The following is a 26640-nucleotide window of genomic DNA, read 5'->3' on the forward strand; positions in this document are numbered from 1 at the left end:
GAACTGTATATGAACTGGCTAAGCGATGCTGATCGGCTATATGTGTTTACGGCCTTATCGCTTGATGCGGACAACGATGCCGAGAAAACGGATTCAAACCCCGACAGCGCGGACTGCCTGCTGAAGCAGCCTGTTCAAGTACATGGCCATTCGGGCCAACTGCAGCGGTACGGTAATGCCCTTGCTAAAAATTCCTCTTAACTATTCGGTTTGTTATCAATTGGGCGAATCTCTTGTCGTTCATCCAATAACGCGCGAAGCTCCTTGCTCCAAGGATTGTTTTTGGGCCCATTCTCCTTTCTTGACCCCTAGTTCTGCTAGCGTTTCCCATACATGCATTTCAAAGATCGCTTGATCAAAACAAATAATTAAGTCAAACGGAGGCATTTCATCCAATCTTCTCAGGGCGAATATATATTTTGCTTTTGAATAAGGCATATGGTTTTCAAAAACTCTAATGTCTCCCTTGTCGCGTTAATGGCTTTGCGCATTTCTACTTCATTATCAGTTGTACGAGCCAGTTGATAGTTGTATATGCTCTGATAAGCTTTCCGTAATATCGGCTTGAACTTTTCAGTTGCTCGCTGTAAGCGACTCTGATCAGTCGATATCTGTTATCGACTTTCCACCAGTCCGGATATCCTTCTATAAATTTTTTCCAATTAACATATGTGTAGGCGTAAGGACATGGTTCTCTAAAATATCCTGACTTTCTAACACAAGAAATGTGACCACGAAGAAATAAGAAACCGCCTGATAAGGCGGTTCACCAAAGAGTCATAGAGTCGTCATATTTGGGACGAGCAGTGCAGACCCGGCTACGGTCTCTATGACCGCGCGCTCGGCATTATGCACCTGTGGGGCTTATGGGACGGGTATCAATATGCGGAGCAACAGCGGAAAAAATAAGTAACCTTTTTTGTGACACAACATGCCTACTAAACCTGATTATGTGGCATGTTTGTGTCACAATATTTTATACTTTATACCTCTAAGTGCATGCAAGGGATATCGTTTTTAATACTTTCCACGTTCCAGTGAAGCCATTCCCGCTGTTCCTTAGTTATGCGATATTACTAGCTTAAATAATTAGTATAAACTCACGTAACAAAAATGTTCGTTTTTGTTACTGATAACGATTAATAAAGTTGTTACAATTACAATAAAGTCATTTATTTACAATATAGTTGTTTAAAAAAGTCGTTTGTTTATAATGGGGAATTAAGATATAATGAAGAATTGGAGTTCTATTATTTTTAAACAACGAGGCAATCTAAATGAGATGTCTTTTTTTATTTTGATAAATTTTTAAGGAGTTTTAGAGAGGGTGAGTCAATTGACTAAAAATCTTAGGCAATTGAAAAACGTTTCAGTGTTCCAAACGCTTCTAAGTTAGAAAAAATAATTTAGAAGCGAGGAATAATTATATGAAAAATCAAAGAATCTTTAATAAATCATTTCTTTTTTTATTTATCAGTAACTTCTTAGTTTTTATAGGGTTTGAAATGCTGCTCCCTATTTTGCCAGCCTATTTGTTAAGCATGAATGCATCTTCCATTCAAGTAGGTTTAGTGACAACGTTATTTACTATAGGCGCTGTTTTAATCAGACCTTTTGCAGGGTACTATCTAATTGATAACCAGAGGAAAGGTCTAGCCATTATTGCAAGTGCAGCTTTAATGATTATTACATTTCTGTATCCTTTTCTTAATATTATATGGCTTTTTCTATTGTTACGACTTTTCCATGGTGCAGCGTGGGGGGTATCAACCACAGCCAATAGTACAATAGTAGTCGATTTAATTCCTAAGACACGGTTAGGAGAAGGGATAGGGTATTTTTCCATTTCAACAACGGTCGGGGCTATCATTGCACCGAGTATCGGTATCTTTATCTATTACTCTTTTTCCTTCGATATTTTAATTTGGTCATCAGTAGTACTCAGCCTATTGGCAGTAATTGCGCTTCAATTTGTATATTCGCCTACTCCTGTAAAGCTTGAGAAGCAACCATTTAGATTTTTGGATATGATTTTTGAAAAAGACGTATGGTTCCCAGCGTTACTGACGGTTATTACAACACTTGGTTTTGGAGCGATTATTACATTTTTAGTTCTTTTTGGCAAACAAAAGGGATTAGATCATATTTTTCTTTTCTTCCTTATCAATGCAACTGTCGCAACTTTACTACGTCCGTTTACCGGAAAATGGTATGACAAAAAAGGACCTTGGTCTATCATCATTGTGTCAGCTATGTTAGGATTTTTGTCACTTGTTATACTGTCTTATACGACAAATGATCTTCATCTTATTATTGCGGCGATTTTATTTGGAGCAGGTTATGGAACTGTTATGCCATGTTTACAAACATGGGCGGTGCAAAAGGTAAGTGAAGAAAAAAGTGGCGCAGCTAACGCAACCTTTTTTTCCAGTTTTGATGTTGGTGTTGGAGTTAGTGCATTTGTATTAGGTATTTTAGCTGAATGGATTAGTTTAGGGGTGATCTTCCGGGTTGTTAGTCTAAGTTTTATTGTTGTTGCTGTTTTAGTCTATAAGGATTATTTAAATGAAAAGAAAAGATATAAAAATATATAAATCGATCTAAAAGCAAACTATATCGAAAAATGACATGGAAAGCCCTGGGGCGTACTTATCCCCAGGGCTATTTTCTTATCATCCTGCCCGGCGCCTCCCGTGCTCCCGCAAACGGCGCTTTCGCCTTCCACCCTTACCTCTGGCATAACAGAAACATGCCCCCCGATCCGTATCCTCCATCTAATTTCATGGATGCCGGCCATAGAGCCCGCTTTGCTCAAGACTTCACTATCCGCCGGACCTGCCAACTGCGGTAACTGCTCAAACAGATGCTGCAAGCAAGCCTGTAGCTTCAGGCCATTGGCAACACTGCTGTCAAGCCAAAAATACGCCTTGGTTGCGACTTTGGATGGTCTCCCAAAACTTGAGACGTTACAGAAAAGAGCGATTCAGGGCGAACAAACGCTACCACGCTCTTTCCCGATTGGTTTTCCAGTCATAGGGCAGAAGCTCTTTCAATACAACAAACGTGTCGTTTTCAACCTCGACAACTGCTTTTATTGTGCTTATCGTTCTTGTTCTTTTATTGCAATCTATCATCATACATTAATTGTATTTGAATACCGAACGGGTCTTCAATAATACCGTATGCTTTGCTAAATACATTGCTGGATAAAGGAACAATAATTCTCACTCTGTCATCTGTCGTCAAGCTCTTGTAAAAATGCTCGATTTCCTCTAAGTTTGCACTTTGAATACACAATGAGGTGTTGTTGCCAACCGTATATTTTTCTTTGACATCCATTGTATCTTCTGCCAGCATGACCTTTGTTTTTCCGATGGATAAGACCGAGTGAGAAATATAATGCTTATTTTCATCCGTAACAAGCAAAGAGCTGTCACGTTTTGCCATGTCTTCATAGGTAACAAGTAACAATTCCTCTGCGTTAAAATGCTTTTTGTAAAAATCGACAGCTTCTTTTGCTTTTCCGTTCATGGATAAGAAAATAGCTACTTCTAGTGTTGCACTCATGGTATCAATCTCCTTTTATATAATGATTTTAGGCAGATATCTTATAAATTTGATATATTACCTTGAACTTATTATCATATATAAAGGTAGCAAAATATGACACCTTTATAAGGAGATTTAATTATGAAGAAATCGGAAAGATTAAATGACATGATAAGATACTTAAACAGTCGAGAGTTCTTTAATTTAAATGATCTAATGGATAAATACAATATTTCAAAAAGTACAGCTCTACGTGATATTAGCTCATTAGAACAATTAGGTATGCCTATTTTTTCGGAACATGGCAGACATGGACGATATGGTATCTTAAAAAATAGATTGTTATCCCCCATTATTTTTACTATTGATGAAGTGTATGCTCTGTACTTTGCCATGTTGACGTTGGAATCTTATCAATCCACGCCTTTTCATTTAAGTGTTAATCAACTGAATGAAAAGTTTGAAAATTGTCTTTCTAAAAAGCAAATAGAGCAAGTTCATAAAATGAAAAAAGTCCTGCAATTTGAAATATATCAGCATAAGAATGTTAGTCGTTTTTTAGATAAAATTCTAAAAAGCATTCTTAATGAGAGTAGCTGTAAGATTCAATATTTAAAAAATAATCAGAAAAAAAGCTACCATGTTCAATTTTTCAAAATTTCCGCCAAGTTTGGTCAATGGTATGCTGCTGGGATAGAGTTAAATACGAATAAATACAGAGTTTTCAGATGCGATCGAATAACCTCTATACAAGAAGAGGAAATCAAATCTCACTTCTCTATAGATGAACTCGTTAGTCGTTCCTTAGAAATTTATCAATCAGAGAAGAGTATTGACTTTGAAATAGAGATTTTAGAACAAGCAAAGGATATTTTTTATAAAGAACATTATCCTTCTATGAAAATTGAACATGGTAATCGAACCGTCATTGCGGGATTCTATAATCCAGGAGAAGAGGCATTTATAGCTAACTATTTTATGAGATATGGAAATAACATTGTATCCGTAAAGCCTGAAACATTAAAACAAATGATCCAAGATAGAATAGAGAATCTATTAAATCACTATCAAAAATTATAAGTCAGCTTGCAGACTCCAGGTCAACAAGCGACAATCAAGTTGCAGACCAACAACAATATTTTCGCCGTCACTTGGCGCATATATACTGCTGCGTAGAGATAGACGCGGCTCATATCGGTAGCAACAAGCATTTTATAGGTCGCTCCCTTATGTTCCATATCACAAATAAATACCTTTGTTCCGTTACCCCAAATTCCTGTTATTCAACCTGTTGCGTACATGAAATGTCACCTTGGTCCCTGCACCTAACGTACTTTTGATCTGAAGTCCTGTTCCGAAGTGTCGTTTTAATCGCTGATCCGTATTTATCAATCCGACTCCTGCCCTGCTATCTGCTTTTCTGTCCAATATTCGTTGCAATTGAACGTCGTCCATTCCGATTCCATCGTCTTCAACCGATATCTCTGCATGCGTTTCATAGACAGAAATCCGAATAAATATCTTTCCTCCAAGCGCGCGCTTCATGATGCCATGTCTTATTGCATTTTCGACTAAAGGCTGGATAGTAAGATAAGGGATTTTTAATTCCTCGCAGTCTTCTATCTCCCAGACAACCTGTAGCCTTTCTTCAAACCGAACCTTTTCAATAGATAGATAAGATCGCACTAGACCTAGCTCCTCTTTGATCGGAACAAGATCATCCATATTTTGGAATTGGAATTTATTCCTCAAAAAATTGCTGAATTCATTAAGCAAATTACGCATCTTATCCAGATCAATGTCACTTAAAGCTGTTATAGCATTTAATGCATTGAATAAAAAATGAGGCTGGATTTGCGCTTGCAGCCATGCAGCTTCTAATCGCAATTGTTCCCGAACGACTTGTTTAATCGTAGTTAGCGCCTCTATTCGCGATCTTATTTCTACTGCTTCCACTGGCTTTGTCACGTAATCGTTGGCTCCCGCAATAAAACCGCTTTGAATATCTTTCGGTTGGCTTCTTGCGGTAAGGAGCAAAACAGGGAGCTCTGTCAGTGTAAATCGCTTACGAATCATTCGTGTCAGCTCGTAACCAGACATCTGTGGCATCATAATATCAGAGATGACTAGATCCCATTCCTTCGTATCCAGCATAGCCAACGCTTCTTTGCCGCTCGTTACCATCGTTACATCATATTCGTCAGGTGGTAGTATGGCTTCAAGCACTTGAAGGTTGACAGGATCATCATCAACCATCAAGATGAGCGGACGATCATGATTCATTTCAATTAAAGCTGTTTGTTTTGTAGCTGGTGAGATTTCCGCTTCTTCCAAATGGATGGATTCTTCTTCCAGAATAGGGATGGATTGCAAGGGCAACTGTTCGAAGGAGTTGGAAATTTCATTCTCTTCCTTCGCTTTCGAATCTGCCAGCTTTAACGAAAATGTAAATTTGGAGCCTTCGCCTAAAACAGAGGATGCCTCTAACGTACCTCCATGAAGTTCAACCAGTTGCTTGCTTATACTTAACCCTAGCCCAAAGCCGCCTTCAATCATTGTCTTATTAGTGCTGGCTTGCTCATACGGACGGAATAGGCGCTTAAGCATATCCTCATCCATTCCAATCCCGGTATCGGTAATAACTATAAAAGCTCTTCCATCCTCTTCAAAAGCTTCAATCGAAATGACCCCTTCATTCGTATATTTCACCGCATTATGAAGTAAATTGAAAACGATTTGAACCACCCGATTCTCATCCGCAATCACCGGAGGAAAATCTTCCGGAATTCGATTTACAATTTTTACAGCTTTAACTTCTACGTTAAATTGCAGCATATCCATTACTCCGGTCATGATGGGCTGAATCCATATGACTTTTTTCTGCAGACGCGGATTACCTTCACGTAAGCTCATCACATCAATCAAATCATTTAATATCAATGTCAGCCGGCGTCCTACAGATAAAACCGTTTCAAGCTCTTTGATACTCCTTTCCTGCAACAAATGCCGTTCCCTTTTTAAAACGGATTGTGACATGTTAAGAATGCCATGAAGCGGATTTTTAAATTCGTGTGAAGTGTTTGCCAAAAACTGATCCTTATGGTCATTCATTCTTTGCAATGTTGCAGCAAGCTCCTTGGTGCTGGCATGCATACTAAAATAATCTTTAAACCATACAGAGGCAAAACAACCCATCGAAATAATGAGATCAAACGGATAGTGAACAACACTCAAACCGCTTTCCCGCCAGATGATCGACCAAACGAAATGGTGAACCAGTGCAAGAATAGAAAAAAGCAGTAAAAGATGGCTCTTTATATCCTTGATTACTTTTTTAAAGATGGCAATCATCGTAATCACTGCTGCAATACTAACCAATAAAAAATAAACCGGGAAGAGCATAATGACCTGATAAGGAGCTAAAAACAACGTAATGCCGGCCGTCCCTAAATTCATTGCCGTATAAACAGGATATATCCTGCCCCAATAAGGGAGTTCGCGATGATCCGTACACTCCAGCAAAGCATAGAATCCAATAATGAAAGCGGCGTTAGATAGCCGGAAATCCCAATTCAAGCCGATATAAAATAATTGGTGAAACAATTTCTCATCATTGCTTAATACATTTGTAAGTGTTACACATAGGGTCAGCAAAGAAAAATAGAGCAGCTTCTTTTCCCGATTTCCCAGTAAAAACAATATAAACGCATAGATAGAATGCACAAGAAATATAATGGCTGACAGAACCTGCATAGAAACGGAAACTTTCATTTCCTTTGCAATGGCTTCTTCTGAACCAAATTTAATCGAACGAATAATGCCGCTGCTTCGGCTATCCGCATAATTGGCCGCCTGAATCACCAGTTCGATTACGCCGTTCTCGTCTGCCGTAAAGGTTGTAGAATAAGGGAGGTTCTTCGCGATATATTGTTCTTCTGCTTCCGCCACCCGACCGGAATTAGCTAGCAAACGGCCATTGACATATAATTCCGATGAAGTGCGCACGCTGGGTACACGAATACTATAATTAAGGTCCTTTTCCGGATTTACATAAAGACGCAAGCGATAGGAGCCAAAACCATATGGCGTTGGCTTTTCAGCCTGCAAAGCTTCATTCCATCCTTCCGGAACCTGAATGAACATTGGCCCGTTCTCGCCTAATCCCGGTTGCCGCCTACCATCCATCAACCATTGGGAGGGATAAAACTCCCATTCCCCATCAAGCAAGAGAACGTCACCGTCTTCTGCATTCCAATTACGCAAATCGATTTGCCCATTCTTAATGGCCTGCTTATGATCGCGAAACGATTCCATCCACAAAATACGCGAGCAAGATAAAATGACTAATAATAACCCTAATAACAATATAATATGACTTTTTTTCATTTGGGAGTTTGGCGAATCACTTGCCAAGAAATACTCCTCTCTTATTTTTAGTATGACACATGTGAATATTTCATAATTTTAAGCCCTTACACACTATATCGGCCAGCGACAAATCTACCATTACTTATAATATAACTACAACGATAAACAGAAACATTATCAATTGCAACATGGATAAAAAAAACCTGGACCCCACAGGACGCAGGATCAGGTTTTTTTCTTGTCTTTGTATTTTTAATTCCGGTCACAGGACATCTCCGCTCACCATTCATGGCAGGGTCATTCCCTTTGTACAAGCGCATCAATTATATCATCGGTGGAATGCTGTTCCAACTCTGTCCAGATGTGGCATAGAACGTTGCGGCACCTACCTTCAACACGTGGAGCAACAGCGGATAACACCTTCAGGCACAGTCTTCTCTATCAGCATTTCCTGCAGCGTTTCGGCAAAAAAGATCCCTCAGAGCACGCTCCGCTAATTATTTTACTTATTCGTCAAATCATCGATATTTTTATTTCCTTCATCCTTTATATCGTCATACACCTTCTTACCGTTCTCGGTAACTTCGTCATATAGACGCTTCCCCGTTTCGCCGGCATAATTCCATGCGAAATTTTTGCGCTCGTTAATTTTTTGGAAGAGATCGTTCCGGGGAAGATCCTCTTTCTGGGTTTCCAAATACTTGAGGGCAGCCAGCAAATTCGAATTTTCTTTATTCGCCAGACCTTGCATCGTTTCCCGTGCTTTATTGAGTGTTCCCTGTTTTGTTTCTTTCTGTATATTGGCCTCTCCCGTTCCTTTTTCTTTCCATAGCGTCCATTCGCCTCGTAATTTATCATATGCCTTATTCAAATAATTTTTCAGCGCTTCATCATTATCAATGGAAGTAAATTCTCCTCCGCCGGATGCAGCCACCTGTCGGAGCAGTTTTTGGCCTTCATTATCCACATCAAAGCCAATAATATTTACAACGGTCTTCACCTGTGATTGATGGAGTTCTTTGGCAATCTGTACAGGGTCGCCTCCGCATGTTTCAATTCCATCGCTTACTACATAGACAACGGAATCGGTCGTTTCAGGATCTATGTCTTGCTTTACAGATTCCAGTGCATTCGCAATTGGCGTCCATCCAGCCGGTTCTACATCTTGAAGCGCAGTTTTAATTAGATCGGTCTGCTCGCCTTGACCATGAAAAATTTCTTCAGTGCTGCTGCATGATAATGAATAATCTTCCTGGCTTCCTGAACCTTTATGCCCATAAACCCTCACGGATATCTCTGCATTTTTAGGCAATTTATCGCCGAAACTCTGAATGGCTTCTTTTGCGGAATCCATTTTGGATTTACCATTAATTTGCTCCCTCATGCTGCCGCTTGCATCAAGCAAGATTGAAATATGCTGCTTCCTGCTGGTCGGCAATTTAATCTTCAAATTAGGCCGCTCGTTATCTACCGTAATCTCGGATTCAAAATCAATGAAAGTGGACACATAAGGCCGATAATCTTCAGCCAGCAAGAGGAGCAATTCTTCCATATATTGATCGGCCGTCAAATCAGCCGGCAACTGATCCAACGCCTCCTGAACATTCGACTCATCATAGTTGGAACCGGACAAACTCCCCGGAGGTTTCATTAATATTTGTTCATCCGTTAATACAATCTGAGGTTTGCTTTGCATCGAATCTGACGGGTTCTGATTGTTTGAATTATTCTCTTCCGGTTCGTTATCCTGCTCCGATTCCGACGGATTCTGATTCTGATTGTTTGAATTATTCTCTTTCGGTTCGTTATTCTGTTCCGATTCTGACGGGTTCTTGTTTGAAGTGATTTTTTCCGGCTCATTGCTGCAACCGGCAAGAATTACAAATATCGCCAAAACGATGAAGATAGCGCTTCGAATCATCAAACACACCTCCAAATAATCTCCTAATTTACGATCAAAAAGCCAGCTTCTTATCCTCCACAAACCCCTATGCTCGGCAGTTTCATAAAGATCCGACGAAGGAGATCGTCGCCGATCTCTCCGTCTAAAGTATGGTCCAAATTGACTATCTCCGGCCGGTAGATGTGAATCGCTGACACCTGTGCCTAGCGCATCCCTAACCGAAAGTTTGATGAGCATCTCACATTGCACTTCGAATGGTTTGACCATCGTCCGTTGAGCCATTGGCTGTACTTTGACAGGACACCAGACGACTGTCATACGCTGGCAGCCGGAACTAAACCAGCTTGGCACCGGCCCGCTTCGCCAGCTCATACAGATCCGCGCCCTTAAGCGCACCCTCTACAAAGCTCGGCAGAAGCTGCGGCGTGCAGGCAAAGCATGGCGTGCCATCGCGCGAGAGCGCCTTGGCTATTCCTTCATCATAGTAAGGCTCCCCGCCGTCCGATAAAGCGAGCAAGCCCATGGTCTTCACACCGGATTCTCGCATTTCGCGCATACGCCGCACGAACGCGGCGCGATTACCGCCCTCGCACATATCCGATATGAGAATAAAGATCGTCTTGGCCGGCTCCTCAATAAACTGCTCGCAATAAGCGACCGATTTGTTGATATCGGTGCCGCCGCCGAGCTGGATGCCGAACAGCATATCTACCGGATCGTTGGCACATTGCTCCGTCAAGTCGACGACCTCGGTATCGAAGACAACCACTCGCGTTCGCAAGGCCGGAATGCTGGCAAAAATCGAGCCGACGACCGAAGCCCAAATGACCGAGTCTGACATCGAGCCACTTTGGTCAATATCCAGGATGACCGTCCATTCCTGGCTTCTGCGCGCCCGATCGAAGAAGTAGAACTTCTCCGGAATGAGCTTGCACCGCTCCTGATCGTAATGCTTCAAGTTGCGCAGGATCGTCCGTTTCCAATCCATCCCGCTAACGGATGGCAGCGGCGTATGCTGCCTGCGGTTCAGCGCGCCTGTCACCGCGCGGCGGATATCGCTTTCCAGCCGCTTCGCCAGCTCCTCTACCACCATTTGTACAAGCATGCGCGCCGTATCCTTCGTCTTCTCCGGAATTTTGCCTTTGAGCGACATCAAAGTTCCGACCATCTGAATATCCGGCTTCACCTTGCCGAGCACTTCCGGTTCAAAGAGCAGCTGCTTTAGCCCCTTGCGCTCGATCGCATCATTCTGGATGACCGAGACGACATCTTCGGGAAAGAACGTCCGGATATCGCCAAGCCACTTCGCCAGCTGCGGAGCCGATTTGCCAAGCCCGGCCGAACGGGCTTCCGGCGTTCCTGCTTCACCGCCTGTATCATCATACAAAGAGGCCAGCGCTTCATCCATCACCTGCTCCTCCTCGCTCAACCCGATTCCTCCGCCTTGGCTGTATGCCTCAAGCTGCTGCTCCGCCGATTGGCCGAGGAGGAGCCGCCAACGTGTCAATTGCTTTCGTCTCCATTCATTGTTCATCTCTACAAATCTCCAAAATCAAAATCGTTCAAGTCATCGAGCATCTGCTCCTCGGCCTCCTTCAACTCTCCGGTCAGCACCTCTGCTGCCGCTTCGGCGTCAACGCCCCATATTTCGCCCAGCATTTCGGCCACCATCGTCTTCTCCCTGCTGTTAAAGCTGCTGAAGGCGCGGCGCAAAAAGACGAGCGCGCGGCGGAATTCCTCATTGTCAAGCTCTGCGATATACTCATTCAGCTGCTCCCAGAGACTCATCCGCGACAACAGGCTATACCGATTGCGCATCGACAGCCCCTCGAACCAGCCCGCGCCGAGATCGGCCGGCACACCCGGCGACAAGCGCCGCGACACTTCCTCCGCACATTCGCCGGCCGACAATTCGCCGCGTTCCAGCAATATGGCGCAGGCATAGCCCGATAGACGCGGATTGCGGTCATCACGGCTGGCGAGATGATGCAACTCCTTCACCCACAGCGCCTCATCGACGAGCTCATGGTGCTCCTGCGCAATTTGATTCAGCTCATGGATCGCAGTCAGCAGAGTGCCCGAGGCTTCGTCATTGCAGCCGCATGCGTCGACGAGAAAAAGGCATGCCCGCAGAAACAACTGCTCCAGCAAGGGCAAGAGCGGCGCTGTATCCAGTTTGCGAATATCGCCATACCCGATGATGATGGCCAACTGATGCGCCGCGCCGGCAATTTGACCGACATCCTGGCTATCGATGGCCAGCTTCTGCAGCGTTTCGCGGGCGGCCACAGCATCGCACACTCGCATGCCACCCGAATCAGCGCCGCTTCTCCGCCTTCTCCCGCTTGGATAAAATATCTTCGGGGATTGGCGCTATGTCGAAAGCCTCATTGCCCGCATAGGCGTAAAGTAGGCCCAATCCGTGCTTGCACGGAAACTGCCGGCTCGGGCATGAGCAGCGCAATACCGGTTTATCCGGGTCTATGAAATCGGCAGAGCATTGATAATTGGACAAAGCTGCGTTTCTTCACCAGCCCGCGCCCGTTTTTCACCGCCGAATCATTCGGAGCCAATGCATCTATGTATGACTCTGTCAGTGTAATCAATGTGTTCGTCTCCCTCCTGGCATCTCCTGGTTTTTCTCTCCATTACCATCATATCACGCCATAATATGTCAGCTCTCCCGGCCAAAAGTCCTATTTCCCGAACGAAAAGCGAACATATTTTGAACAAACTATCCATGGACTGCAGCTTTGGATCCGATAGAAAGTCAAAGCAGCTCCAGAGAATGGAACTGCTTATGATCAACCTATCTCTATAGACTTGTTTATTGGCCAGGATACAAGGGATAGTTGCACCACTCTTGATCTTCTTCCATCGATAAATGGATACTTATAATAACCTTTGGGCTATTCGCTTAGACTTAAGGTCGGTGAACATTTCCTTTAATGAATCTTAGGAGGTCTCTATGGTCTATGCTGCGCTGCTTCGCGGAATCAATGTTGGCGGGAACAACAACATCGACATGAAGTTGTTAAAGAAGTCATCTTATTCCCCGCTCCAGCGGAAAAACCGTGAGGACAAAATGATAGATATGATGGCGACACCTACTAGAACTACAACATCCACCCCATTCTCCCAAATCGGTGTGAAATTCCATGTTTGCCTTATTAAATCAATGACGTAGTAAAGCGGAAGGATGTGGGCGATAACACGTAATAGGTTTGGCATCCATTCAATCGGAAAGGTGGCTCCCGATAGAAAAATCATCAAATTCAAGGCAAGTGAGCTGATGGCCGAGGCCGTCCGAACTTTTTTGGCAATCGAATTGATCAACAGTCCGAACGGGAAGAAGGCAACCAGGCTTAATAGGATGGCCAACAAGGTACTTCCCAAATATTTCGGTACATGTAAATTGAAGACGAGGAATCCAAAAATGAGTATAATTACGGCACTGATGGTAAAAATGACGGTTCCCTGCACGGTTTGCGCCGTTAACACCATCCAAGGCCGCACGGTTGTGACCTGGTAGCGTCGCAGAATGCCTTTTTCACGATAGTTGGCCATCACCGTTCCGATTCCGAAAAACGCAGTGGTCAGGATGTTCACGGCAATCCAGGACGTGATGTAAGCATTGCTGTAAGTCATCCCTCCGATTTCTGTATTTCCGAACATCACCCCGAATAGCCAGATCATCAGAACCGGAAACAGAAAGGTCCAGAATACGGCCATTTTTTCTCGAAAAAATAATTTTGTTTCCATTATCGACAGTTTCACAATTTTATTCATGCTGATCGCTCCTTTAACAGGTGGACAAACAAATCATCCAGCGTGCCCCGCTCGAAACGGAATGCGGTCACTTTCCAATCGCGTTCTTCACATTCTTTTAAAACCAAATAGGCGGAATGCTGGAGATTCTCCGTTTGAATTCTCACCCGATCCCCGGATTTCTCCACGTGAATCACGCTGGGCAGGGCGATCAAAACATCGGGATCCACATCGAAACTCTCAAACGCTAGGTAATTAGTCGCCAGGTCTTCGAGCAATACATTCGGTTTCCCAAGTGCCCGAATTTGACCTTCGTACACCATTGCCACTCGATCACAGAGCTTTTCGGCTTCTTCCATATAATGCGTCGTGACCAGGATGGTGGTTCCTTGTTCCCTCAGGGTATGGATGACTCCCCACAACTCGCGGCGGGCCTGGGGATCCAGCCCCATGCTCGGTTCATCCAAAAACACGATTTCGGGTTGATGCAAAACGGATAGAGCGAGCGTTACCCGTTGTTTCCAGCCACCGGAAAGATCCTTGAAATACGAATTGAGTTTGTCTTTCAATTGTAGCTGTTCAATGATGTCCATCAGGACATGATTTGTGTCATAAAAAGAGGCAAACAGATTTATCGCTTCTTTGACCTTCATTAACTCCTGTATGGATGTGGCCTGGAACTGCACCCCGATTTTTTTATTTAATGGATAGCGGTCGGATTCCTTGCCGGGATCAAGGCCGAGTACGTGTACCTTTCCGGAATCTCTTGTCCGCAGTCCTTCCAGGATCTCAATGGTCGTGGTCTTACCGGCTCCGTTCGGACCGATGATACCGAAAATTTCGCCTCTTTCGACTGTAAACGAAATCCCCTGTACGGCTCGAGTTTCCCCGTATTGTTTGGTCAAGCCTTCAACTTCAATGACAGGTTTCATCTTTTTTCTCCTTCTCTCATAACAAAAGTCAGTCTTGCATCATATAAAATCGGTTTTGTTTTACAAGAAAGGGTTATTCCGGCAGCCACCCTTTATTTTCGGCAATGGAAACGGCATCCATCCGGTTTCTCGCTTCCAGCTTCTGAATAATTTCGGAGATGTAGTTGCGGATCGTAGCTGGAGAGAGATAGAGAGTTTTACTGACTTCATTGACCGTATCCCCCTTCTTCAGGTGCAGCAAAATCTCGGTTTCTCGTTTCGTGAGCGGGTTTATTTCTTCCATCATGGAAAAAGTAAGGTGCGGGCTAAAGACACGCTTGCCCGCGTGAATTTTTCGCAGCGCTTCCGCCAATTCGGACACGGGCGTATCTTTTAGCAAATACCCCATTACCCCGGCCTTCACGGCACGTTGCAGGTACCCGCTTCGGGCGAAGGTGGTCACGATGGCGACCCGGCATTCACTGCCTTCATCCCTCAACTTTTCCGCTGCCTCCAGTCCGCTTAACAATGGCATCTCTATATCGAGCACGGCAATATCGGCGTTTTTTTCCCGAATCAGCCGGAGAGCCTGTTCACCGTTGTCGGCTTCCCCGACAATTTCAATATCTTCTTCCAGGGCCAACAGCTGGCTGACCGCGGATCGAAGCATTCCTTGATCTTCCGCAATGACGATTCTCATTGGATTCCCTCCGTTATCGCCGGTTTCTTAACTTTCGGCACGATGATCGTGATTTTTGTCCCTTTTGTTTCCCCGGCTGCCATTTCAAGTTTTCCCTCGATCAGCAATAACCGTTCTTTCATTCCCAACAAGCCGCTGTGAAACTGGTCGTGATTTTCCTTCTCAATGCCGACCCCATCATCCTCCACCTGAAGAATGTATCTTCCAGGTTCTTCTTCAATGCGGATTGTGCATCTGCGCGCGCCGCTGTGTTTTACGACATTGGTAACACATTCACGAAGACACAGGCTCAGGATATTCCGGATAATCGGCGGGGCTCCCGAAAGTTCATCCTTCCGTTCCACGTTGAATGAAATCCCGGCAGACTCGCAAATTTGAGCGGCCTGTCGGCACTCCTCATCAAGATCGATGGACTGCATATCACTGATCAGTTCCCGCACCTGCAATAGGACGGATCTTGAAATATTTTGGATCTCACGTGCTTCTTTCAAGGCTTGATCGGGACTCCGGGGAATGAGCCGCTCCACCAATTCACCTTTCAACGTAAGCAGAGACAGGGTATGGCCCAACGTGTCATGAAGATCACGGGCGATTCTCTGACGTTCTTCATTTTTAATCAACCGGGAAATTTCATCATTGGCATATTGTAACCCCAATTTCATTTCATGTGACTTCCGAATCATTCTCACCATAAAGGGCAACAGGAAAAGTATGAAAAGAATCGAATACCAGCCAAGGTACATTGAATTCGACTCTCGCAAGAAATTGAACCCGACCGACCCGGCAAAGAGCGCAGCCATGAGTACAGTCATTGCGGTAATTTTGCGGTAGGATGAGTACTTGCCGATCACCAAAGCAGGATAAAAACCGAAGCTTAATTCCCATGGGGAGATGAAGGCTCCCCATAAAGCAACCGCGACCAGTTGAATAATGATGAAAAAGGTTCGGTGTTTCGCATTCATAATGCTGATCAAATGAGCCGTTGCGATTATAAAAAACAATAGATAGTTGTACCCCGTCTGTTGCGGAAAAATAATCATAGAAATCAATGGAGGAAGCAACATCATTGTTTCCAACGGCAGTCTGACGCGAGCCATTTTTACCACCTCCATCATTTTGCTCTATCATACCATCATTATTACTTGTGCCTCCTTGATTTATTATATAAGAAGCATATCTAAAAGCCGACGGGGCCGGTAGTTATGTATATCACTTCTTTGAAATGATAAATATCATTTTTCTAGAAGGTTTTTCGGATCGATTCATGTTATTAAGTTGAAAGGGAACTGGGAGTTAGATGCTAACTGACCACTACATCCTCATGCCTGATGAACAAAAAACAATATGGCCGTTCTACCTGCCTTGTCGATTGGCTTGCATCGAGGCAAAAAAATAACGGGTCGCGTATGGTTCCGCATACACACCCGTATTTTAGACACTGGCTTTATTTGATCAACGCAAGCGTTTATCTCGTTTATCCCGAGTACTCTCACCTCATCCATTGAGAACGACCGGCTTGGGAGCGACCAAGCGCCAACCCTGTATCAACAATCCTTGTATTTCTTCAGGATGGACAAGGTTCATCTGAATAAGCATGTAATTAAGCTTCGAGAAACTTTCCGGTAATTTACGCACCTCTGCCGTTGTTCGCAGAACCTCTTTCCTCTACCTAACCGTCCCCATAAATGTCGCGATGTACCAATGATTGCCAAACGGATCTTTCACGCCGGCACTCCGCTCACCATAAGGCATATCCGCGGGTTCATATAGAGAAGCGGCTCCAGCGGCGATCGCTTGTTCATAACATTTGTCAGTATCTCTTACATACAAGTGAATTGCACTTTGCATCGGGGGATATGGATCTCTGCCTTCCGAACATTCAATGATGGAGCCCTCCAGACGAATTTCTGCATGCCGGATACGTCCGTCAGCATCTGTCGAACGGTTCAATTCCTCCGCCCCAAAAGCTTGCTTCAGGAAATCAATCAATTTTTCCGCTCCCTGTACATGAAGATAAGGTGTGACGGTATGAAAGCCGTCCGGCACATAATGGTTCGCCTTCATCAATATATTCCTCCTTCAAACTTATTAGGAAATCACTTGCTATGCTCTTAATAATATCCTTCTCTCACGGTCAAGTATTGTAAATTTTTGACCTTACGTGACATACTTGGCATGATTATGGTGCCTTCCCAATATCGGACGGTATTCACTCGGATTGATGCCGGAGAAAGAACTAAAGTCCTTTATAAAATGCGCTTGATCGAAATATCCGCAAGCTTGAGCGATATTGACCCACGAAATATTTTCCCCGGAATGAACGAGACGCAGAACTTCCTGGAATCGATAAAGGCGGTTTAGTCGCTTAGGTGTCATACCGACTTCTGCTTTAAAAATTTGGTTGAATCTTCGATGACTGATCCCGGTCTGCTCAATGATCTCAGCGATCTGGCAACCATGAAGGTGGTTCAATACGAATTGTACTGCCGGGTCCCATTTCAAATCTTTCCTCGCAAGAGACAGCAAGCTGCGTTCAAGCACTTGGAACATCTCATCCGGTCCAGGGGAAGCCAGCAGTTCGTCGCGAATCTCGCTTACTTTGGACCCCCACAATATATCTAATGGAAAATGTTTATTGTGAAGCTCTACGAGCGGTTCTTTAAGGAACGGGTGGATACCGCCTTGTTTAAAGTGGATGCCGATCACTCTCGACTCGCAGGCCGTATCGATAACAAAATATTCCGAGTGCGGACCGCAGAGAATTGAATGGCCGAAAACCAACTCGCGATAATTGCTATCGAACAGTCGGATTTTGTCCTCGCCAAGATCGATGATCACATCCACAGATCCGTCCGGCAAAGCCAGTTCCTTGGAATGCGAAGGATTATAATCTTCCATATACCAAAAATAATCGACGAACAACGATAACGGCATTTTCGGAATGTACGTACGATGCAGCAAGGGTGCCCCTCCCTTCATCATTGTAATAACACTAGCAGATTCCTCGTAAATTCGGAAGAATCTCATGGATCGATCCCTACTGTTATTGTTTGTAATATTCTGAAGCCGATTAGTTATCCATTTCACATCATAGCTTGCTTCATCTAAGATTACCGTATTATACCAGTTCTTCAAGACCAAGGGGAAGTATGTATCATATAATCGCTTTCTTTTCATTTTCCGACATGAAGCCCTAAGCTCTCCAATGCTTGAATTAAGCCGGATGAATTCGGAAAAACATAATCAAAGCAGCTCCAGGGAATGGAACTGCACAGATTGTAAATTAAATGATTTTAGTGTTATTGAAACCGATTAAAATTTTGGGTCTCAATCCGCTTATTACATTAGTTTAGGGACGAATCTAAATCAAACCAGACTATATCTAGGCGTTTATGGCTCTACGAAAGTGGCTGATGCTAACCAAGGTACTGTTTTTGAAATTGTTCCATGATTCATAACTGTAAAATACAATGATATAGGTGGAACCAATCATTTGCTGTATTAATACATTTCCTGCCCCATCGATTTAGCGACTCTACCTCGAACTTCGTATGCTAATTCTGAGGCTCGAACGGTTGCATTCCAAATAGCAGGCTCCACTACTGACCGGCTGATGGCCAAGGCTTGCCGCGTCGGCTGCACCATGTGCATTAAGGTTCGCTCCGCTTGATCAACGGCAGACGCGTAACGGGGACCCGCCGCACGCCGCAGATTGGCTATGGCTTCAGGGAAGGTTTGCCATAATCGGAGAATCGAAAGCATGCAGCCGACCGCCAAAGGAAAATGGGAGTAACGGCCTCGTCCGGTTGCCAGAAGCTCTGCTGCTCCCAATGCAGAATAAAGATGGTAACTCAGGGGTGTGAGATAGCGGGAATGTACAATGTGCAGTTCAGGAAGACCCCATGTTTCGGGGAGGTACCGGAATTCGGAACTCATTCCGCATCCCAAGGCAAGAGCTTTACTGACAATCTGAAGGTGCTGAAGAACAGAGCCCATAGCCTGTCGAAACGAAGGCGAAGCTAAAGGTATTCGTTGCAGGATAGGCTGCAATCTTCTCATTTCCGCATTTTCATTACTCAGATCGGGTTGCGGTCTAGCCTCAAATATGTCGTTATAATTTGATAATTCCCATTGTGAGAAAGACATAGGATAGCTCCTTTCAAGGAAATGTATATCATCAGGATATGCGCCTACGCGTTTACCCGGCTTCGGACATTAGCCCATTTCATTCCGAGAGTCGTTCCTTAGCCGATTGGTTTTTTCAAATGCTCCCGGAACCAGTGGAGGATGTGGTCTAGCCGGATCACCCGGTGCCAAGGTTCTCCTTCACGAGATAATTCGTGTGTTTCGGTAAGAAATCGAACCATGCGCACCTTGCGCCGTAGAAACTTTAAAGCAGTGTAGAACTGTTCGCCCTGTTCGATGGGAACCCGAAAGTCATCATCGCTATGAATAAGCAGTAGCGGAGTTTCAACTTTGGCCACGAAGCTGATGGGAGATCGCTTAAGATAGCTCTCCGGAAGTTCCCAAGGCGGGCCACCGTATTCTTCGGCATGTAAGAAGCCTCCATCCGATGTACCGAAGAAACTATACAAGTTGCTGATCCCCCGCATGGAAACCGCTGCTTTGAACCGGTTGGTTTGGGTCACAATCCAGTTGGTCATGTATCCCCCATAACTCCCCCCTGCTACGCCTAATCGTCCAGGATCCAAAGGTTCCTGAGACAAGGCGGTGTCCACTGCCGACATAAGATCGGCAAAATCATGATTTCCCCAATCCCCCCGGATCGCATCGGCAAATTCCTGGCCGTAACCCATACTTCCACGAGGATTCGTATAAATGACGGTAAATCCGTTAGTTGCGAGCAATTGAAACTCGAAGAAAAACACGTAACCATACATGACGGTAGGCCCTCCATGAATTTGGAGGATAGCTGGAGCCGGAGATGGATCTGCCGAAGAATCGGGGGGGATGGAGAATCCAGCCCTCCCCTTGCGGTCCACCAGCCGATCGGAAGGCAAAGCGAGTCGGCCGTGCGAGAGCAACCTGATCCAGCCAGTCACTGTTCACATTTGTAAGCCTCCGCTCACGAACGGTCTCTCCGGTGATCTCGCCAACCCAAATATCATTAGGCAGCGTGGGGGTAGTTACAGCCATGGCTACCCTGCAAGCGCCAGAACTGAAATGAAGGTTGTAGATGACCAATGCCCCGTATGTTAGTTGGACCGCTCCCCCATCCGGAACGGAAAATTGCCACAGATGAACCGCCCCATATGCGCTGACATTCATATAGATCGATTTCCCGTTCGTGGACCAGCGGGGAGTAACTCCCGGCTGCGCCACCCCGAGGACATCTTTGATGGCATAATCGCCAACCGGGAACCTAAACCCGGCGGTTAGTTCCCTTGGCTCTCCTCCTTCAAAGGGAACGAGCCATATCCCCCGGTTCGTATAATATCCGGATCGTCGATCGTGACCCGTATATGCAATAAGCCGGCCATCCGGCGACCAGGACGGGTCGTTTGCAGGCCCCGTACTTCGGGTCAGCTGGCGTGGTGTTCCTCCGCCGGATGGAACGACCCAAATATCGTTGACTAATTCCAATTCCGTCCTCTCCGAAATCCGGTTACCGGCAACCGCGATAAATCTTCCGTCAGGGGACCATGCAGGGGAAGAAAAATTGTAGTTGCCAAACGTCAATTGTTGAAATGCGCCTTTCTCCGGGCCCATGACTTGAACGGTGAATAAATGCCAATTCTTATTTACGAGAAATCCTACGCTATCCAATTTGTACCGGAGTTGATCAATGACAAGCACATCTTTTGAAAATCGTTCTCTGGGACTTTGTTCCGGTTCCCCATCCCCTTCTTTGTCCTCCGCACTTAGACGAATGATACAGGCGATGGTTCGGCCGTCGGGACTCCATACTGGCGAGCCGGCAACGTTGCGGATACGGGAGAGCAGTTGCGGCTCCCCTCCGGTGGCGGGCATGATCCACAACTGACGCGATCCCGATCGGGTGGAGATGAAAGAAATTAATGTGCCATCGGGCGACCAACGAGGTGCGAAGTCTAACGCCGTTCCGGAAGTAAGAGGCCGCGGTTCATCTTGTCCTGAGGTGGTTACCACCCAGATGCGGCTTTTGTATTCGTTCGTGTTGCGGTCCATAATCGTTTCCACGTAGGCAATTTTAGAACCGTCTGGAGAGATTTGCGGATCGTTAACAGCCTTCAGGTTGAAAAGATCTTCTGAAATCAATGGTCTTCCATTTCTCATAGGAACCCTCAATATTATGATTTTTCATTCAGCATATGCCTAACTGAGGGAAGGAGTACCAATCTTGCGGGCTTTAAAAGTCATTGACTATATCTGTCCTTTCTGTCGGTTCCGGTCTGACCGCCTGCTTCCTCGCAATTTTGCTGCTTTTTTTCTCCAACCAAGCGAACTGATCGTATTTCCTTTCACGACAGGCCTACTGGGACTCGGGATTGGCAGTTCGCTGTCATATTTGAAAATATCGTATCGTTCAGTTTAGCATAACAATTACAATCGCATTCTGGTAATATATATCATTGAAGGAAGTAAAACTAAGAGTCGATATTCTCAAGCTGATTGTCTGGATATGAAAATAATTTTGAAAAAAATGGAGCATATATGGAAATATATAATAAGTTGATTCAGATTAGAATGGCGAACAAATCAACTACAAATCAAAAAGTGTTTTCAATAGTAATTGCAATGATTACCGGAGTTATTATGGGATTAACGGCAAAACTTGTGGATAATTCGAATATCAATCCCATATTTGACGATATCGGTGGACGTCTTGGTATATGGGTATTTGTTGCAACCATTTTATCGGTTTTCAGCTATTCGCCCAAAATGGCGGCCGTGAAAGTATTCGCCTTTTTTGGGTCGATGCTTACGGTTTATTATGTTTACACAACGTCTGTGCTACATTTTTTCCCGGAAAGAGCCATTGTTTTTTGGGGTATATGCGCGGCGGTATCTCCTATTTGTGCTTATGTTATGTGGTATGCGCGTGGAAGCGGATTATTTTCTAATATGATTTCGGCCCTTCCAATCACAGTGTTGCTGTCAGAAGGGTTTAAATTACGCGACGCTTACTTACCCATTCACCATCATTACTACTTAGTACCATGGCTTATGGGAGTATATCTAATAATGATAGTTGCTTTGTTACTTATAATTCCGAAAAACAAAAGGGAATTCTGGGTCATTCTGCCAACGGCCATTATATTATCTTTAATCATGTTAAATTTTAATATTTTGGGCCGGATATTCGGTGGAATGAACGGTGTATTGTAAGGCGTATTCTGATTTTCATTGCTGTCAGTTTCAGCGATAGTGTCAAGTGCAGAGTGTCAGTCTTGACCTGCAGCCCGGTTTGTCGTAGCGGTCAACGAAGAAATGTCGGATTCAGAGAAACCTCTGTCCGGCGTTTTTTTTGCGGTCATGAGTCATACTTCTATTGGCCGATCGGACCATTTTTCAAGTCGTTCAATCGAACTCTTCCCTATCTTCTTGCAAGCCAATCATCCTGATTCTTGTTAGGAATTGTTATTGACGACGATGACATTAAGGATGTATTATAAACTTAAATCGAGGATTTACATTGTTTTTGTATTGTTAATTAAAATTTATCTGTTTCATTACCCAATTTAAGTATGGTTTATAAACTTAAAAGCGTCTGGAAATACTGATGAAAGAAGTGTGATTACGAGCAATGCAAGTACATTTGCCCAGTACGATTCGGAGAATGAACAAAGAAATCGTTCTGAACATCATTAAAGATTCAGGACCTCTGTCCCGCACTGAAATCGCCAAGCAATCGGGCATTACGAAAGCAACCGTATCCGACATCGTCAAAGACCTTATTGAGGAAAGACTGATTTATGATGAGAAAGAGGATGCCGATTTCAGCAAGCGGGGCACCAAGCTTCATTTTTCCAAGAACGCGGCCTATGGGATAGCGGTTGATTTAGGCGGGACATCGATTCATTTTGGACAATTCAATTTAGCCGGGGAATGTATCGGAGAACAGACCGTCGCAACTTATCCCCTCTCGACTAGCCAAGCTTTTTTGGATCAGATGGCCGCAGATATGAAAACCTTTATCCAGCAATCGGGACAGCCGATGGAACGTCTTTCCTTTATTTGTATTGCCACACCGGGGATTATAGATCCGTCTAGCGGCGTTGTTTTGGAAGGCTCGCCCAATTTGCCCGAATGGAAGAACGTTCGATTAGCGCAATATTTTAACGATGTGTTTCATGTCCCCGTCACGATTGAAAATGACGTGCGCGCAGCGCTAGTCGGTGAAATGTACGAAGGAGCTCTTCAAGACTTAAGCTCCGCTGTATTGATCGGGATCGGAACGGGATTGGGTTCTGCCGTGCTCATGGATGGAAAAGTGATTCGCGGTGCCAGAAATGCTGCCGGTGAAATCGGATACATGATATTTCACAATCACCAATTATATGCTCCATCTGCGAAAGGGCATTTGGAAATGATATGTTCCGGGTCCGGGCTGGAAGCTGCCGCCCTGGCTTTATACAACAAGAAAATCTCGGCCAAGGAAGTGTTTCGTCAAGCGCAGCAGGTTGACTTGCAAGCCAAGTATTTAGTCGATCAATTTGAGGATCATTTGGCGATGGGAATCTTAAATATCATTGCCTTGCTGAATCCGGAAAAAATTGTATTGATGGGCAGCGTCACCAAATCATTATCTATGGATCAACTCAAGCGCAAGATCAGTCTCCATACATCCGATGTGACGGATGTAGCTATTGAAATTTCTAATTTGCAGCATCGTTCCGCTTTACAAGGCATGGCCATATTGGGCTTGAATCAAGCGTTTCCATCTTTACAGTTTTTGAAAGACAAACAACTTTATTAATAAGGAGCGTGGTTCCTATGTCAGGCATTCAATTGCATCCCCACGATATTTTAGACGAAGGCATGCCGCAAATTATCGCTTACATTCATAAATTGAAAGATATTAAATATATCTTTCCCGAAGTTAACACGATCTTCGAAAGAAATCCTTATCCCGTTGGAAAATTACCTCGAAATCCTGTACATGAAGTCGTCTTCGGGACAGGTACTATGCATGCGATTCTGCCTTCCTATGAAGATTCCGGGCTCGATCAACGAAGGGAGCCGACGCTGTCTACGGAACGCGATCCGCTGATGATCATCAAGGAAGCCGTGCAGCACGAGCCGTTCGAAGTCATTCCTTGGTTGAATATTTTGAACGGACATTTCGAAGGAGCTTTGCTCGCCAACAATTTGGTCACGGATGTGTACGGACAGGTCATCCCCCACTGGCTATGCCCGAATGCGCCGGATGTCATTAATTTCTGGGAGAAGGCGTTCGTAGATTTGTATCGGCGCTATGGCTTCACCTCCTATATGATCGACCGCATCCGTTATCCGGATTGGGCCGGACAGGAAGTGAATCCCAAAGGGCTGCTTACCTGCTTCTGCTCCCATTGTGAGAAGAAAATGGCCCGGCAGCATTTGGATGTGAATGCAGTCAAACAAGCTTTGCAAACCTGGTCCATGAAATTGAAAGAAAAGCAATTTGACGAGGCCGTATCTTACGCCGAACAAAATGCACATATTCAAGCGTGGATATCTTTCCGTCAAGAAAGCGTTTCCGGTTTTGTGGAGCGGTTGATCGAGCGGGTACGAAAAGTAAATGACGCCTTTACGATATGGCTGGATCTATGGCCGCCCGCATACAGCTGGATGCTCGGGCAGGATTATGCAAGCTTGACCAAGCTCTCCCCCGCTTTGAAACATTTTCCTTATCACAAACTGGGCGGAGGTGCCGATGTGCAGGGGTTGATCCGCTACCTGGCCGATACCGAGCAAGAGCAGGAGGAAGCTTTCCGGGCCTTCAAAAGGTTCTTCCATCTGCCTTATGATTTAACTTACCAAACTTTTCAAGAAGAGGGATTCCCCATTCAGTTCGTCGCCGATCAAAATAATATCGTGCGTGCCCAATCCGATCCGAACACACGCATATTCAGCGGCATTCAGATGTGGAATATATCGCCGTCCAATTTGATTGAAGCCGTAAAAGCGGGTGAAAACAGCGCTGCGGACGACCTTCTCTATTATTGCTACGGTTGGGCTGCGGACGAGTTATTCGACGCTATTCAGAACTATCGTGAAAAAAGTCATCGAGAGAAAGGAACGAACTAATCATGCAAAAAATACAACGGCCCGTTATCTTTTTCCTCATATTCGCCACCATGTTTGTGTTGGGCGGCATCCAGAACACGAAAGGCATCATCTTAGAGAAAGTGCAGAACGATATTCAACTCGACATTAGCCAAGTTGGCGTTATGGTGTCGGTGTTCCAGATCGGATTTTTGCTGGCGAGCCTTGTTGCCGGTATTTTGGCAGACCGCAAAGGCATTAAAGTGGCCATGAGTATCGGTACCGTTCTTATGATGATCGGTTTAGTTGGAACCGGGGCTGCGTTTACCGTTGCTTTCTTCCTTGGCTTCTATTTGATGGTCGGGCTGGGCATCGGGGCGATGACCGTATCGGTCGCTACCCTGATCCCTACGTTTTTTAAAGAACGCGCAGGCGTAATCTTTAATTTGGCCAACGCCTTGTTCGGCGTAGGAATGATTGTAACTCCACTTATATTAAATGTCATCTTTGCACAAAATATAAGCTGGCGCTTCTTTTATATCGGGGCTGCGGTTGTGATTGCGGTTATTTTGTTCGCTTTGCTTTCCTTCAAACCGGCACCCTCCTCTGCTCAAGGTCAAGATAAAGTGACGGTCAAATCCGTTCTGCAGCTATTTCAAGATCGTCAAATTTTGCTTGTCATATTATTCATTCTGTTCTATGTCGCGGCGGAAGCCGGGTTCCTCAATTTCTTCCCGATTTTCTATACATCGCTTGACATTGCGGGAATGGATGCCGAGCATAAAGCAGCGACTGCGGCCTATATTATTGCTAGCTTCGCTTTCCTGTTCACTATCGGCCGTTTTGTGGGCGGATTTATCATTTATAAGCTGGGCGAAAGACGCACCCTTATTGCTTTCTCTCTGTTTGCTCTGGTCTCTTTGATCGTTGGCCGTCTATTCATGACTGACTTCAGTTATTTAATGATGCTATTCGGTCTCGCCATGTCCGTCTTGTTCCCTACTGCACAAGGCATTGCCTCCAAGCTGACGAAGCAAGCCGGTTCTTTGCAAGGTTTAATCTATGTCGCTTCCGGACTCGGCGGAGCTGTCGTCGGCATTGTGATCGGGCAAGTCTCCAAAACGTTCGGCATCGGCAACGGGTTTAATTTGCTTATCCTGTTTACCGCCATCATATGTCTGCTCGCCTTCCTGATCCGAACTCCGAAGGTGACTGATCAATAACGGCATAACGGCACACTAAAACACATG

The 26640-nt window shown here is 44.8% G+C and carries 20 protein-coding genes and 5 pseudogenes; 10 read left to right on the top strand and 15 right to left on the bottom strand.

All coding sequences use genetic code 11. The features are described from left to right. Positions 1-9: 9 nt before the first annotated feature. From KJS69_RS06215 to KJS69_RS06225, 3 genes and pseudogenes are all read left to right on the top strand, one after another. Complete coding sequence (locus tag KJS69_RS06215; RefSeq protein WP_213582653.1) at positions 10-201, top strand: hypothetical protein; 192 nt, start codon at positions 10-12, stop codon at positions 199-201. Positions 202-786: 585 nt separating this feature from the next. Next, positions 787-909 (top strand): annotated as a pseudogene (locus KJS69_RS06220) (mannonate dehydratase); the annotation flags it as partial. Between the two features lie 518 nt (positions 910-1427). Next, positions 1428-2594 (top strand): MFS transporter, encoded by a 1167-nt coding sequence (locus KJS69_RS06225; RefSeq protein WP_213582655.1) that lies wholly within the window; start codon positions 1428-1430, stop codon positions 2592-2594. Positions 2595-3117: 523 nt separating this feature from the next. On the opposite strand, the gene KJS69_RS06230 is transcribed toward KJS69_RS06225, so the two are convergent. Then, a complete protein-coding gene (locus tag KJS69_RS06230) occupies positions 3118-3567 on the bottom strand; it encodes a VOC family protein (RefSeq protein WP_213582657.1) in 450 nt (149 codons plus the stop codon). A gap of 123 nt (positions 3568-3690) precedes the next feature. Between KJS69_RS06230 and KJS69_RS06235 the strand changes: the two genes are divergently transcribed. Further along, complete coding sequence (locus KJS69_RS06235; RefSeq protein WP_213582659.1) at positions 3691-4629, top strand: helix-turn-helix transcriptional regulator; 939 nt, start codon at positions 3691-3693, stop codon at positions 4627-4629. Positions 4630-4812: 183 nt separating this feature from the next. Here KJS69_RS06235 and KJS69_RS06240 read toward each other — a convergent pair whose 3' ends face one another. From KJS69_RS06240 to KJS69_RS06260, 5 genes and pseudogenes are all read right to left on the bottom strand, one after another. Further along, positions 4813-7935 carry a hybrid sensor histidine kinase/response regulator gene (locus tag KJS69_RS06240; RefSeq protein WP_374706615.1) on the bottom strand — a complete coding sequence of 1041 codons (3123 nt, stop codon included), beginning with the start codon at positions 7933-7935 and terminating at the stop codon, positions 4813-4815. Positions 7936-8419: 484 nt separating this feature from the next. Continuing rightward, positions 8420-9838, bottom strand: coding sequence for a VWA domain-containing protein (locus KJS69_RS06245; protein WP_213582663.1), 1419 nt, complete (start codon positions 9836-9838; stop codon positions 8420-8422). A 316-nt stretch (positions 9839-10154) separates the two neighbouring features. Continuing rightward, entirely contained in the window at positions 10155-11354 is a 1200-nt protein-coding gene (locus KJS69_RS06250; protein WP_213582665.1) for a VWA domain-containing protein, read from the bottom strand. Between the two features lie 2 nt (positions 11355-11356). Continuing rightward, a pseudogene (locus tag KJS69_RS06255) lies at positions 11357-12141 on the bottom strand (DUF5682 family protein); the annotation flags it as partial. Between the two features lie 2 nt (positions 12142-12143). Beyond that, positions 12144-12426, bottom strand: a pseudogene (locus KJS69_RS06260) (SWIM zinc finger family protein); the annotation flags it as partial. A 362-nt stretch (positions 12427-12788) separates the two neighbouring features. Between KJS69_RS06260 and KJS69_RS29925 the strand changes: the two are divergent. Then, positions 12789-12854: pseudogene (locus KJS69_RS29925) on the top strand (DUF1697 domain-containing protein); the annotation flags it as partial. 14 nt (positions 12855-12868) lie between these two features. Here the strand turns inward: KJS69_RS29925 and KJS69_RS06270 are convergent. The 6 genes from KJS69_RS06270 to KJS69_RS06295 form a co-directional block, all read right to left on the bottom strand. Continuing rightward, the gene (locus tag KJS69_RS06270) at positions 12869-13609 is read right to left on the bottom strand and encodes an ABC transporter permease (protein WP_213582667.1); all 741 of its coding nucleotides are present in this window, start codon (positions 13607-13609) and stop codon (positions 12869-12871) included. Next, positions 13606-14520: an ABC transporter ATP-binding protein gene (locus KJS69_RS06275; protein WP_213582669.1), complete on the bottom strand. Its 915-nt coding sequence runs from the start codon at positions 14518-14520 to the stop codon at positions 13606-13608. The genes KJS69_RS06270 and KJS69_RS06275 overlap by 4 nt, the downstream gene beginning before the upstream one ends. 73 nt (positions 14521-14593) lie before the next feature. Then, a complete protein-coding gene (locus KJS69_RS06280; protein WP_213582671.1) occupies positions 14594-15199 on the bottom strand; it encodes a response regulator transcription factor in 606 nt (201 codons plus the stop codon). Continuing rightward, positions 15196-16296, bottom strand: a complete 1101-nt coding sequence (locus tag KJS69_RS06285) for a sensor histidine kinase (protein ID WP_213582673.1) — start codon at positions 16294-16296, stop codon at positions 15196-15198. The genes KJS69_RS06280 and KJS69_RS06285 overlap by 4 nt, the downstream gene beginning before the upstream one ends. A 568-nt stretch (positions 16297-16864) precedes the next feature. Further along, entirely contained in the window at positions 16865-17263 is a 399-nt protein-coding gene (locus KJS69_RS06290; protein WP_213582675.1) for a VOC family protein, read from the bottom strand. Positions 17264-17356: 93 nt separating this feature from the next. After that, on the bottom strand, positions 17357-18160 hold the full coding sequence (locus tag KJS69_RS06295) for a helix-turn-helix domain-containing protein (RefSeq protein ID WP_213582677.1): 804 nt from the start codon (positions 18158-18160) through the stop codon (positions 17357-17359). Positions 18161-18470: 310 nt separating this feature from the next. On the opposite strand from KJS69_RS06295, the pseudogene KJS69_RS06300 reads away from it, so the two are divergent. After that, positions 18471-18650: pseudogene (locus KJS69_RS06300) on the top strand (PQQ-dependent sugar dehydrogenase); the annotation flags it as partial. Positions 18651-18700: 50 nt separating this feature from the next. Here KJS69_RS06300 and KJS69_RS06305 read toward each other — a convergent pair. From KJS69_RS06305 to KJS69_RS06315, 3 genes are all read right to left on the bottom strand, one after another. Beyond that, entirely contained in the window at positions 18701-19345 is a 645-nt protein-coding gene (locus KJS69_RS06305; RefSeq protein ID WP_213582679.1) for a hypothetical protein, read from the bottom strand. Between the two features lie 98 nt (positions 19346-19443). Beyond that, a complete protein-coding gene (locus tag KJS69_RS06310) occupies positions 19444-20100 on the bottom strand; it encodes an alpha/beta hydrolase family protein (protein WP_213582681.1) in 657 nt (218 codons plus the stop codon). After that, the gene (locus KJS69_RS06315; RefSeq protein ID WP_213582683.1) at positions 20054-21475 is read right to left on the bottom strand and encodes a TolB family protein; all 1422 of its coding nucleotides are present in this window, start codon (positions 21473-21475) and stop codon (positions 20054-20056) included. The genes KJS69_RS06310 and KJS69_RS06315 overlap by 47 nt, the downstream gene beginning before the upstream one ends. A 378-nt stretch (positions 21476-21853) precedes the next feature. On the opposite strand from KJS69_RS06315, the gene KJS69_RS06320 reads away from it, so the two are divergent. The 4 genes from KJS69_RS06320 to KJS69_RS06335 all read left to right on the top strand — a co-directional run bounded on the left by KJS69_RS06320 (position 21854) and on the right by KJS69_RS06335 (position 26613). Beyond that, positions 21854-22528, top strand: a complete 675-nt coding sequence (locus tag KJS69_RS06320; RefSeq protein WP_213582685.1) for a hypothetical protein — start codon at positions 21854-21856, stop codon at positions 22526-22528. 451 nt (positions 22529-22979) lie between these two features. Then, entirely contained in the window at positions 22980-24119 is a 1140-nt protein-coding gene (locus tag KJS69_RS06325) for an ROK family transcriptional regulator (protein ID WP_249730392.1), read from the top strand. Positions 24120-24136: 17 nt separating this feature from the next. Beyond that, positions 24137-25432, top strand: coding sequence for a hypothetical protein (locus KJS69_RS06330; protein WP_213582688.1), 1296 nt, complete (start codon positions 24137-24139; stop codon positions 25430-25432). A gap of 2 nt (positions 25433-25434) precedes the next feature. Beyond that, entirely contained in the window at positions 25435-26613 is a 1179-nt protein-coding gene (locus KJS69_RS06335; protein ID WP_213582690.1) for an MFS transporter, read from the top strand. The last annotated feature ends 27 nt before the right edge of the window (positions 26614-26640 follow it).

The organism is Paenibacillus sp. J2TS4 (assembly GCF_018403245.1).
Lineage (GTDB): Bacteria > Bacillota > Bacilli > Paenibacillales > NBRC-103111 > Paenibacillus_L.